Raw genomic sequence first — 11889 nt, 5'->3', positions numbered from 1 at the left:
CGCCCGCCCCTGCCCTTACCAGAAGCGCTCGCTGGCCAGCTTGGCGCCATCGGAAAGCGCGCGCAGCTTGGCCCAGACGATTTCGGGATCGAGGCTGTTGCTGCCTGCATGGACCGAGAAGCCGCAGTCCACGCCCGCCATCACCCGTTCGCGCCCCAGCAGATCGGCATACCGTCCGATGCGTTGCGCGATGAGTTCGGGATGCTCGATATAGGGGCTCTGCGGCTCGATCATGCCCGGGCACAGGATCTTGCCTTCGGGCAGGGGATGCTTTTCGAAGAACGCGAATTCGTGCGCGTGGCGCGGGTTCGCACCTTCAAGCAGCACGGTCTGCGGCTTGGCGGTCCAGACGATATCGGCAATCTCATCCAACGCGACATCGCAATGGTGCGGCCCCGGATAGTTGCCCCAGCACAGGTGCATGCGCAGCTGTTCGGCAGGAATGTTCTGCAATGCGTGATTGAGCGCCGCGATGTTCATGCCGATGCGCTTGCGAAAGTCCTCGAGGCTGAGTTCGGTGAATTGCACATGGCGGCCCATCGCGAGGTCCGGACAATCGACCTGCAGGATGATCCCCGCTGCAGCGATGGTCTCGTACTCGTGCCGCAGCCCCTCGGCGAGCGCGAAGACATATTCCTCGTCGCTGGCATAATATTGGTTGGGAAAGAACAGCGCGGTGACCCCCGGAGACGCTGCCGACATGAAGGTCGCATGGCCATTGGCTAGCCGCTTCAGGCGCTGGGCGTCGATCCGCGGGGCTTCCATGTCGACCACGGTGATGGGCGCTGTACAGGCAGGCGCTGTCCGCCTGGCCCGGCCCTTGTTGCCGAACACCTGCGCCTTTGCGCCGGGAAATGCCTCCAGATCGGCAAATTCATATTGCCCCGCCTCGCCACCGAAGCCGGAAAGCCGGTGCTTGATATAGGTGGCGTAGCTGGGCTTGGACTGCTCGCCATCGTTGACGATGCTGACCCCCGCCTCGATCTGACGCCGGATGACATAGGCGGTGGCGTCCTCGACCGCTGCATCGAACGCCTCTTCGGAAACCTGCTCGCCGCCTTCGCGCGCAAAGACCAGGTCGAGCAGGGCGTCGGGGCGCGGCAGGCTGCCGACATGGGTGGTAAGGAAGCGATCAGGCGCGGACATGGGTCGATACTCCAGGGGATCAATCGTTGATGGCATCGGGCACCGGCTGCAGCGGCCGGGCCAGAAAGGCGGAAAGCGCTGCGTTGAACTCGACCGGGTGCGACAGGTTGCACAGATGGCCCGCATCGCGAATGAAGCGCGCCTGGCCCAGCGGCGCAGTGCGCGCGATGGCGCGGGTGACGTCGCGCCGCCAGGGCGTGTCCGCACAACCGGTCATCGCCAGCACGGGCATCGGCAGTGCCGCCACCTCGTCCAGCCGCGCCGATGGACCCGCAGGCCCCGCGAGCAGATCGCGGCCATCATAGTCGGCGAGCATGGCCGCGCCGATCCTGGCCGATTCCGCTTCGAGCCCCGCCATCAGCGCATGGTCGGCCCAATGCCGCTTCATGGCATCGAGCTGATCATTGCGGACCATGTCGGCATAATCCGCCAGCGGAATGCGGTCCGATGCATTGGCGTGATCGGGAATGCCGGCCAGCGAAATGCCCTGCAGCACCAGCGTCGCGACCCGGTCACGATGGTGCTGCGCAAACTGCATCGCCGTAGCGCCAGCCTGCGACATGCCGACAAGGTGGACACTCGCCAGATTAAGCTGGTCCGCCAGCCGAGCAAGGTCATCCACCTCGCGCGCACGGTCGGGGGCTGCGGTCGATTGGCCAAAGCCGCGCCGGTCGATCGCGATCAGCGTGAACCGGGTCGCCAGCGCCCGCGCCTGCATCGTCCACATCCGCCGGTCCAGCGTCCAGCCGTGCAGCAGCAGGACCGCAGGCCCCTGCCCCACCCGCTCGACCGCGAGACAGCCATCGGCGACGTCGAGCCAGAAGGCCTCGCCGCCCAGCCGCGCATCAGGCGGGGTCATGGAATAGGCACAGCCCAGCTTGCCGACCGGGCCGCCCATGAGTCAGGCTGCTTCTGCGCTGCGGAAGGTGTTGTTGTTGCTGTGATCGCCTGCCAGCCAGCGCGCCAGTTCGGCACGCGCCTTGGCCCGCACCTGATCCTCGATCGCCAGCGCCTCGGGCGCATCGCAGGTGAATTCGATGATCATGCCATTGGGGTCCTTCACATAGACCGACCGGCAATAGCCATGTTCCAGAATATAGGTCTGCGGCTCGACAATCCCGGCGGCAGCGATACGGCGTTCCAGCTCCACCTGCGCATCCTGATCGACATGCAGCGCAATGTGGTGGAACGGCGATTCCGGGATCGGCGGGCTGAATTCGGCCTGGTCATCGGCGTTCGCGAACTGGAAAAAGGCGAGCGCACTGCCATCCTTCATCGCGAAGAAGCAGTGGCAATAGGTGCGCTCCTTGCCGAACAGCTCGTCCTTCTCGCAATAGGTCGCGACCAGCGGAAAGCCCAGCACGTCCTCGTAAAAGGCGCGGGTCGCCTCAAGGTCATGCGTGGTATAGGCAGTATGGTGCAGGCGGTTGACTAGCTGGCTCATGGCTTCCTCCTCATCAGTTTCCCACGCAGGGCTTCGTGCCCTCAGGCCGACAGCTTCAGCGTGATCCGGGCGACATGCTCGCCCTGAAAACGGGCCCCTGCAAGCTCGTTTTCGGAAGGCATGCGCGATCCGTCGCCGCCTGCAATCGTGCTCGCGCCATAAGGCGTGCCGCCGCTGATCTCGGACATGATGGTGTTGCCGGCAAAGCTGTAGGGCAGACCGATGACGATCATGCCGTGATGCAGCAAGGTGGTGTGGAACGAGGTGATCGTCGTCTCCTGCCCGCCATGCTGGCTGGCGGTGGAGACGAACACGCTGCCCGGCTTGCCGATCAGCGCGCCCTTGGCCCACAGCCCGCCTGTCTGGTCGAGGAAGTTGCGCATCTGCGCCGCCATGTTGCCGAAGCGGGTAGGCGTACCGAAGATGATGCCGTCATAATCGGCCAGTTCGTCCGCACTGGCATAGGGCGCGGCCTGATCGACCTTCATGCCGGCCCCGGCAGCGACCTCATCCGGCACCAGCTCGGGCACGCGCTTGACCACCGCTTCGCAGCCGTCGACCGCATTGACCCCATCGGCCACGGCATTCGCCATGACCTCGGTATGCCCATAGCCCGAATAATAGAGGATGAGGATGCGTGCCACGGATGCTTTCCTGTCGTTGGGGGGTCAGAACTTGTACAGCGCCTCGAGCCCGTAGACGCGCGGGCGTGCCTTGAACACGAAGCCGCCGGGCGAGAACTCGGCATTGTATTTTTCGTTGAACAGATTGTCGGCGAAGCCGGTGAGCGACCAGGCACCACCGTCGAGCGTCAGGCGCGCGTTGACCAGATCGACCGGACGGCGCACCGTCGAATTGGGCACATCGAACCAGGTCTTGCCGGTACGGTTATAATCCACCCGGATGCGGCCCTTGAGATCGCTGTCACCCAGGTTGCTCTCATATTGGGTGCCCAGGTTGATCGTATAGCGCGAGATGAACGGCGCCTCGTTGCCGATCACGGTGGGATCGGGGAATTCCTTGATCTCGCTATAGGTCACGCCCAGGCCGAAATTGATGTCGAGCCCGCGCGCGGGACGCAGCGTGCCGTCGATCTCGAAGCCCTGCAGCTGTACCTCGGGCACATTGCCGAGATTCTGGGTGGAGTTCGCGGCAAGGAAGACGAAGAAATAGCCGTTTTCCGACTTGGTGGTATAGGCGCTGGCATTCAGCGTCAGCATGCGGTCGAACAGCGTCGTCTTGACCCCGAGTTCGAACGTGTCTGCGACTTCGGCCTCATAGATGTCCGCGACGCCGACCACGCCGGTACCGGCTGCCACCGCGCCGACGCCGGTCTGGTTGAAGCCGCCCGAGCGGAAGCCACGGCTATAGCCGCCATAGATCGTGACATTTTCGGCCGGCTTGTAGGTCAGCGTGACCTTGGGCTGCCATTCGTCGAACGTCTCGCGGCGCACTTCGCCGGTACGGCCAGTGGGGAAGCCCGGAACGACCGGGATGAACGCGGTCGGGGTCAGCGTGCGGTTGCGGCGGCGATCCTTGTCGTAACGCAGCGACGCATCGACGCGGAACGCATCGGAGAATTCATAGCCAACATTGGCATAGACCGCCCAGGCAAAGTTGTTCTGCGAATCCGCCAGGAAGGTCGCCTGCGGGTTGCGCGGATCGGTGCTCGGGGTGCGGAAGACCGGGAACACGCCAGCGCCCGTATCGACCATGTTGCCGGTCGAGATATAGCGGTTGGTATCGATGAAATAGCCACCCAGGGACCAGGTAAAAGCGTTGTCGTCATTCGACTGGATGCGCAGATCCTGGCTGATCGCCTCGACGTCGAGGAACTGGCTCTGGTTGAGGTCAAAGCCGAAGATCGCGAAGAACAGCGATTCCTGGATCGGCAGGAAGTTGAACGCATCGCCGGTCAGGATTTCGGACAGGGTGTCGTAGGAGGTGACCGAGGTGATCGATCCCCAATCGGCCTTGTAGTCGATCTTGGCCGAGACATTGTAGATGTCGCGATCGTTCTGCCCAGCATTGTTGACGCGCACCGGCAGGCTGGTGTCGTTCACATCGGCGACGATATTGTAATACAGCGCCTGGGTGCGCAGCAGCGACATCGAGGCGCGCAGGTCAACGGTCAGCTGGTCCGTCGGCGTCCACAGCAGCTTACCGCGCAGCGAGATATCCTCAAGCGGATCGGCATCCTCGCCCAGGAAGGTGTTGGGGATATAGCCATCGGTGTCGCGATAGGAGCCGGACAGGCGAAACTTCAACGTGTCACTGATCGGTCCGGAAATTCCGGCGCGCAACGTATAGCCGAAGCCATTGTCGATCCCGGCAAACACCCTGCCCTCGAACTGGTCGCTGGGCTGCTTGGTGTTGATGATGATCGCGCCGCCGATGGCGTTACGACCGTACAGGCCACCTTGCGGGCCTTTGAGGATTTCGATCTGCTCGATATCGAACAGCTCCTGGCTGAACTGGGCAGCATTGACCTGCTGCACTCCGTCCACCACCACGGCGACCGAGGGCTCGGAATTGCGGTTCTGGGTGATCCCGCGGATGATGACAAAGGCATTGCCCGCATTCTGCGTTTCGATCAGCTGGACGTTCGATGTCAGCCCGATGAAATCGGCTGCCCTGTCGATCCCCGCATTCTCGATTGTTTCAGCGTTGAAGGCGGTTATGGCGGCGGGCGTATCCTGCAGCGTTGAATCGCGGCGCAGCGCGGTCACGACGATCTCGCCGTCGCTGGCGCTCTCCGTCGCGGCCTGATCCTGCGCATAGGCTGGCATGGCGCCAAGCAGCGCAAAAGCCGAAACCGAACCTGCCAGCAGCACCTTGTTCCAAATCGCGGGCATATGCACCTGCTCCCCTCATCCAGTGATTCCCGCCGCGTCGTTCGTGAAGCGCTTTTCCGGCTTTGCGGGCGAGTTACAGGGGAGGTAAATTGTTCGTATTACGAAGTCAAGTTCGATATGCGAAGTTTGTTTCCGACAGACGAAGCGAGACGCAGGTGCCCCGCACGCCGGCAAAGCGCACCGCGCCAGGCAGTCCGGTTAGGCTCAAACGGTAGATGGGGGGCAGCGAAAAGCGGCCGCGATGCCCGCGGTCAGTTCTGCTGCAGCGAATGCATCAGCGTAGGCCAGCGCTGGAGCGCGCTGCTGATCTCGGCGGCCGCCTCGCGCAGCATCGGCAGGCGCGTGCGCACCAGCTCGTCCTGCGAGATGCGCGTGGTCGAGGTCGAGCAGTTGATCGATGCAATCGCCTGGCGCTGCGCATCGAATACCGGCACCGCGACCGAAACGATGCCGTAGTCCAGCTCGTCCAGCGCCGAATCGTAACCGGTCTCGCGCGCATTCTGCAGCCGTTGCGCCATGGCTTCGGGCGTGGTGACCGTCCGCTCGGTGAACCGCTGCAAGCTGACCGCGCTCATGTACTTCGCCACTACCGCCTCGGGCTGGAAGGCGAGAAGCACCTTGCCCAGCGACGTGGCATGGACCGGAAAGCGCGTGCCGACATTGGCCCCCAGGCGGATGCGCCGGTTGGTCGACACATGCGCGACATACAGGATGTCGGTGCCCGACAGCACCGCCATGGACGAACTGTCGCCGGTATCGTCGCGCAGCTTCTGCAGCGGCGGCAGCACCACCTGCTCGACGTTCATCGATGACAGATAGGCGGTGCCGAAGCTCAACACTTCGGGCCGCAACAGGAACTTGCGCCCGAACTGCGCGACATAGCCGAGCTGCACCAGCGTGTTGAGGCAGCGCCTGGCCACGGCGGGGCTGAGCCCGGTGACCTGCGCAACCTCGCTCAGCTGCATCTCGGGATGGCTCGCATCGAAGGCGCGCAGCACCTTGAGCCCGCGTTCCAGGGTCGAGAGATATTCGCTGTCCTTGCCGGGCTTGGCGGGGTCTTCCATGGTTGAAGCGCTAGCCCCTTGAGATCGCGCAGGCAAGGTGATGATGTCACCTGTCGCGTGCGCGGTCACTCGGCAGCGGCTGACGTCGCGGGGTCCAGGCCCAGCAGCTCGTCATTATGCTGCCCCAGCACCGGCGGCGCGGTGACGCTGGTCATGCGCTCGCCATCGAAGCTGACCGGCGACCGGATGGTGCGGAAGCGCCCATGCGGCCCATCGGGATCCTCGACCGTCAGGCCCAGATGCTGCGCCTGGGGTGTCTCGACTACCTCCGGTGCGCTGTAAACCGGCGAATGCGGCACTTCGAGCTGCTCCAGCGTCGCACACCAATCGGCGCGGCTGCGCGCGGCAAAGAGCGGCGCCAGGAAGGCGGCCACCTTCTCGTAATTGGCGATGCGTGCGTCACGGCTGGCAAATTCGGGCCGGTCCAGCATGTCGGGATGCCCGACGGCAATCGCCAGATTCTCCCAGAATTTGGGCGGAGACGACATATGCAGTGCCAGCCAGTCGCCACCCTGGCACTGGAAGACATAGGATTGCGAGACATTGGGGCGGCTGTACGGGCCCATCACTTCGCCTGCCGAGAAATAATGGGTGAAATCGTCGAGATTGAAATGCGCCATCGCCTCGAACATCGAGACTTCGACCAGCCGGCCCTTGCCGGTGCTCGCGCGCTCGTGCAGCGCGGCAAGCACGCCATAGGCGCCGTAAAAGCCGGTAATCGCATCGGCCAGCGCCGGGCCGACGACGCGCGGATTGGCCGGGTTGACCAGCAGCCGCAGGAAACCGCTCGCCGCCTGCGCCACGGTGTCGAAGGCTGGACGGTCACGATCGGGCCCGGTTGCGCCAAAGCCGGAGATCGAGAGATAGATCAGCCGCGGATTGATCGCACGCAGCCGAACGGGATCGACCTTGAGCTTGTCGGCGACGCCCGGGCGGAAATTCTGGATGAACACATCGGCCGACGCGATCATGCGGTCGAACGCCTCCAGATCGGGTCCACCGCGCGTATCGAGCGTGATCGAGCGCTTGTTGCGGTTATAGGTCTGGAAATGCGGGCTGTAGAAGCCTCCACGAAAGGCGCGGAACGGATCGCCGCCATCGGGCCGCTCGACCTTGATCACATCGGCACCCATATCGGCCAGCATCATGCCGGCCGCAGGGCCGGTGATGAACGTGCCCATTTCCAGCACGGTGACATTGGCAAGCGGCTTGGCCATATTGACATCTCCCTGATCGACACTCATAGAAAATTCGATATACGAAATCAACTTCGTAAATCGAATTTCACGGTGAGCGGCGCTGGACCGTCAACCGACGACCAGAAGAGGACCCACATCATGCGCATCGGCAAGCAGGACGCACCCTTCACCGCCATCTGCACATCCGATGCGGAAAGCATCACCGTTCGCGGCAAGGACCTGTGCGGCGACATTATCGGCAAGATGGACTTTACCAGCTATTTCTGGCTGCTGGTCACCGGAAACGAGCCGACCGAGGTGCAGAAGCTGTTCGCCAATGCGGTGCTGGCAGCGATTGCCGAACACGGCCTGGTGCCCAGCGTCGTCGCCGCGCGGATGACCTATGCCGCCGCGCCCGAAGCGTTCCACGGCGCGGTGGCCGCGGGACTGCTGGGCTGCGGATCGGTCGTGCTGGGCAGTGCCGAGGTCGCAGGACGCTTCTATGCCGATCTGGTGGCCAGGCAGCGCGATGGCGCCGGATCGGCCGCCGAGATTGCCGCAGAAGGCGTCCGCACCCTGCGCGCCACCAAACAGGCCATCCCCGGCTTCGGTCACCCCCAGCACAGCGCTGGCGATCCGCGCGCACTGCTGCTGCTGGCGATGGCCGAAGAACATGGCGTTGTCGGCGAGCATATCGGCATGCTCTATGCGCTGCGCGATTGCCTGCCCGAGACATTGGGCCGCCCGCTGCCGATCAATGTCAACGGCGCGATCCCCGCAGTGATGCTCGATGTCGGCTTTCCCCTGGGCGCGCTCAAGGGCATCTCGCTGCTCGCGCGCACTGCAAGCCTGATCGGCCATCTGAACGAAGAGGCCGAACGCCCGATCGGCTTCATCATGTCGGGCGCGGCGGCCAAGGCCATCGACTATGATGGCGTGGACGCGACCTGATGCTATTCGCTGCGCAGTGCCTCGATCGGCGACAGGCGCGAGGCGCGGATCGCGGGATAGCCGCCGAACACCAGCCCGATCACCGCTGAAAAGGCGATTGCCAGCAACGCCGTGTCCCAGCCGATCGGTGCGGGAAAATCCGCGACCTGCTGGAACACGGCAGCCGCGACCATCGCCAGCATCAGGCCGATGGCGCCGCCGATGATGCACAGCACCGCCGCCTCGACCAGGAACTGGTTGCGGATATCGCCGCGCTTCGCCCCCAGCGCCATGCGCAGCCCGATCTCGCGCGTCCGCTCGGTCACGCTGACCAGCATGATGTTCATGATGCCGATACCGCCGACGAGCAGCGAAATCGACGCGATGGCGACCAGCACCGCCTGGAAGATCTGCGTCACCTGCCCCGACGTCTCGGCGATTTCCTTGGTGGTGCGCACGGTGAACGGCGTGATCTTGCCCTTGGAGACGCGATAGCGCGCACGCAGCAGGTCCTTGATCTCGCGGTCGCCCGCCACCAGCGTGTCCTCGTCCTCGAACCCGACGAACAACAGCGTCACGTCATCGGGCCCCTGGGTCGTGGTCGTGGACAGGCGCTGGCGCAGGGTGCTGATCGGCACGATGATCTGGTCGTCATTGTCATTGCCCAGATTGCTGCCCTTGCTCTCCAGCAGGCCGATGACGGTAAAGGGCACGCGGTTGATGCGGACCGTCTCGCCGATCGGGTTCACATCGACGAACAGCTTGTCGGCGACGGTCTGGCCGATCACCACCACCCGCGTCGCTGCGCCGACATCGCTCTTGGTCAGGAAGCGGCCATCTGCGGTATCGAGATTGGAGATGCTGCCAAAGGCCTCGGTCGATCCGACGGCCTGGGTGTTGGCGCTGCGCCCGCCGGTGACCATCTGCACGCTGGTGCGCAGCTGCGGCGCGACCGCAACCACACCGGGCACCTGCCGCGCAATAGCCTCGCCGTCGCGTTCGGTCAGCCTGCCCCGATCGCCGGGCCGGGGCGGACCATTGGCGCGCTCGGGCTCGGGCACGACGATCGCCATGTTCGACCCCAGGGTCGCGATCTGCTGCGTAACCGATACCTGCGCACCATTGCCGACGGCGACGGCCAGAATCACCGAAAACACCCCGATCATCACGCCCAGCGTGGTCAGGATCGATCGCATAAGGTTGGTGCGCAGCGCGGTGAACGCGATGGCGACGTTGACGCCCCAGCCCGACAGTGCATGCAGCAATTCGGTCATGGCGCGACCGCCCGGCGGCGCGAGGTCACCGCGGCATCCTCGATCACCTTGCCATCGCGGAAAACGATCCGCCGCGCGGCATATTCGGCGATATCGGGCTCGTGCGTGACGACGATCAGCGTAATCCCTTCATCATTGAGCTTCTGGAAGATGCCCATGATGTCGAGCGAGGTCTGGGTGTCGAGCGCGCCGGTCGGCTCGTCAGCCAGCAGAATCAGCGGATTGGTGACCAGCGCCCGCGCGATCGCCACGCGCTGCTGCTGGCCGCCGGAAAGCTTTGCAGGCGTGTTCTGCATGCGATGCGCAAGGCCCATCGCTTCCAGCCTGGCCTGCGCGCGCTGGCGGCGTTCGGCGGGACGGACCCCGGCATAGATCAGCGGCACCGCGACATTGTCGAGCGCGCTGGTCCGCGCGAGCAGGTTGAACTGCTGGAACACGAAGCCGATCTTGCGATTGCGGATTTCCGCCAGCTCATCGCTGTTCAGCGTGCGCGTATCGATGCCGTCGAGCATCAGCGTGCCCGATGTCGGCACATCGAGGCAGCCGATCATGTTCATGAAGGTCGACTTGCCCGATCCGCTCGCCCCCATGATCGCGACGAACTCGCCCTGGTCGATGCGCAGCGACACCCCGTTGACGGCATGCACCAGCTCGCCGCCGATCATGTAGTTCTTGACCAGATCGTGCGTCTCAAGAAGCGGCGCTGTCATCGTCTTCCGTATCTTCGCTCTCGGGCCGCGGTTTCAGCGACTTCGTCCGCACCAGCACCTTGTCGCCGCTTTTGATGCCCGACACGATCTCGGTATAATCATCGCCCTGCAGCCCGATCTTCACCGGCTTGCGGGTCGGGCGATAGGGGTCTGTGCTGACGAGGTACAGCACCTGGCGCGGGCTATCGTTGCGCGAGGGCTCGGCAGGCTGTTGCGGCTCGCCCCGGTCCGCCGGCTTCGGGCGGAAGCGCAGCGCGTTGGTCGGCACGCGCAGCACGTTGCGCTTCGCCCCGGTGATGATCTCGACATTCGCAGTCATGCCCGGCAGCAGCTTGCCGTCGAGATTGTCGACATCGATGATGACGAGATAGCTGACGACATTCTGCGTCTCGACCGGCGCCTTGCGGATCTGCCGAACCTTGGCGCGGAACACATCGTCGGGATAGCTGTCGACGGTGAAGTTGACGTCCTGCCCCTCGACGATCTGGCCGATATCGGCTTCGTCGACCGAGGCTTCGACCTGCATCTTGGTGGTGTCCGCCGCGATCTCGAACAGATTGGGCGTCTGGAAGCTGGCCGCGACGGTCGTGCCCGGCTCGACCAGCTTGTTGATGATTACGCCGCTGGCGGGCGCGATGATGACGGTGCGGGTGAGGTCAAGCCGCGCCGAGGAAAGCTCTGCATTGGCCTGGCGAATCTGCGCATCGCCGCTCTGCGTCTGCGCCGTCGCCACTTCCAGCGCGTTGCGCGCGCTGTTCAGCCGGGTCTGCGCCGCATCGAGATTGGCCTTGGAGACGAAGCCGCGCTCGGCCAGCGACTTCTGCCGGGCGAAATCGCGCTCCTGGATCTGCAGCTCGGCGCGCGCGCGGGCGACATTGGCCACCGTCTGCTGCAGCCCTGCCCGCGCCAGCGCCACCTGCGCCTCGATCTGCTGCACCCGGGCGCGGACGCGCGTCGGATCGATCTCGGCCAGCACCTGGCCTGCCGTGACCGGGGAATTGAAATCGACATAGACCTTGGTGACCTGGCCAGACACTTCGGTGCCCACCTTGATCGTGTTCAGCGCGCGAACCTTGCCGCTGGCCGACACCACGCGCTGCACCTCGCCGCGCGCCACGGTCTCGCTGATATATTCGTATTCGTGCGGCGTCGGGCGCACGATCCGATAGACGATGAACAGCAGCACCAGCGCAATCAGCGCAGACCAGACCTTATGCCGTTTAACCCAGGAACCCAGTTTCGTCAGCATAACCCCCCGACCCATTCACGGTGTGCGCGACCGAGATAT

11 protein-coding genes are annotated in these 11889 nt (G+C 64.2%); 1 reads left to right on the top strand and 10 read right to left on the bottom strand.

Going from position 1 to position 11889, the window contains the following annotated elements:
* Positions 1 to 15: 15 nt before the first annotated feature.
* From OU999_01030 to OU999_01000, 7 genes are all read right to left on the bottom strand, one after another.
* Entirely contained in the window at positions 16 to 1146 is a 1131-nt protein-coding gene (locus tag OU999_01030; protein WAC23809.1) for a cobalamin-independent methionine synthase II family protein, read from the bottom strand.
* A gap of 19 nt (positions 1147 to 1165) precedes the next feature.
* Entirely contained in the window at positions 1166 to 2044 is an 879-nt protein-coding gene (locus tag OU999_01025) for an alpha/beta hydrolase (protein ID WAC23808.1), read from the bottom strand.
* 3 nt (positions 2045 to 2047) lie between these two features.
* Positions 2048 to 2590, bottom strand: a complete 543-nt coding sequence (locus OU999_01020; protein ID WAC23807.1) for a VOC family protein — start codon at positions 2588 to 2590, stop codon at positions 2048 to 2050.
* A gap of 41 nt (positions 2591 to 2631) precedes the next feature.
* A complete protein-coding gene (wrbA, locus tag OU999_01015; protein WAC23806.1) occupies positions 2632 to 3234 on the bottom strand; it encodes an NAD(P)H:quinone oxidoreductase in 603 nt (200 codons plus the stop codon).
* 24 nt (positions 3235 to 3258) lie between these two features.
* Positions 3259 to 5445 carry a TonB-dependent receptor gene (locus OU999_01010; GenBank protein WAC23805.1) on the bottom strand — a complete coding sequence of 729 codons (2187 nt, stop codon included), beginning with the start codon at positions 5443 to 5445 and terminating at the stop codon, positions 3259 to 3261.
* A 251-nt stretch (positions 5446 to 5696) separates the two neighbouring features.
* Complete coding sequence (locus OU999_01005; GenBank protein ID WAC23804.1) at positions 5697 to 6509, bottom strand: helix-turn-helix domain-containing protein; 813 nt, start codon at positions 6507 to 6509, stop codon at positions 5697 to 5699.
* Positions 6510 to 6574: 65 nt separating this feature from the next.
* Positions 6575 to 7726, bottom strand: a complete 1152-nt coding sequence (locus OU999_01000; GenBank protein WAC23803.1) for a CoA transferase — start codon at positions 7724 to 7726, stop codon at positions 6575 to 6577.
* A gap of 120 nt (positions 7727 to 7846) precedes the next feature.
* Here OU999_01000 and OU999_00995 point away from each other — a divergent pair, with 120 nt between their 5' ends.
* On the top strand, positions 7847 to 8638 hold the full coding sequence (locus tag OU999_00995) for a citryl-CoA lyase (GenBank protein WAC23802.1): 792 nt from the start codon (positions 7847 to 7849) through the stop codon (positions 8636 to 8638).
* Between the two features lie 2 nt (positions 8639 to 8640).
* On the opposite strand, the gene OU999_00990 is transcribed toward OU999_00995, so the two are convergent.
* The 3 genes from OU999_00990 to OU999_00980 are packed head-to-tail and all read right to left on the bottom strand — an operon-like array spanning position 8641 to position 11850.
* On the bottom strand, positions 8641 to 9891 hold the full coding sequence (locus OU999_00990; protein WAC23801.1) for an ABC transporter permease: 1251 nt from the start codon (positions 9889 to 9891) through the stop codon (positions 8641 to 8643).
* Positions 9888 to 10601: an ABC transporter ATP-binding protein gene (locus OU999_00985; GenBank protein ID WAC23800.1), complete on the bottom strand. Its 714-nt coding sequence runs from the start codon at positions 10599 to 10601 to the stop codon at positions 9888 to 9890. The genes OU999_00990 and OU999_00985 overlap by 4 nt, the downstream gene beginning before the upstream one ends.
* Positions 10582 to 11850, bottom strand: a complete 1269-nt coding sequence (locus OU999_00980) for an efflux RND transporter periplasmic adaptor subunit (GenBank protein WAC23799.1) — start codon at positions 11848 to 11850, stop codon at positions 10582 to 10584. Before OU999_00980 ends, OU999_00985 begins: the two co-directional genes overlap by 20 nt.
* Positions 11851 to 11889: the final 39 nt, after the last annotated feature.

It is taken from the genome of Blastomonas sp. SL216 (assembly GCA_026625625.1).
GTDB lineage: Bacteria > Pseudomonadota > Alphaproteobacteria > Sphingomonadales > Sphingomonadaceae > Blastomonas.
This window is presented reverse-complemented; position numbering and strand designations above follow the sequence as displayed.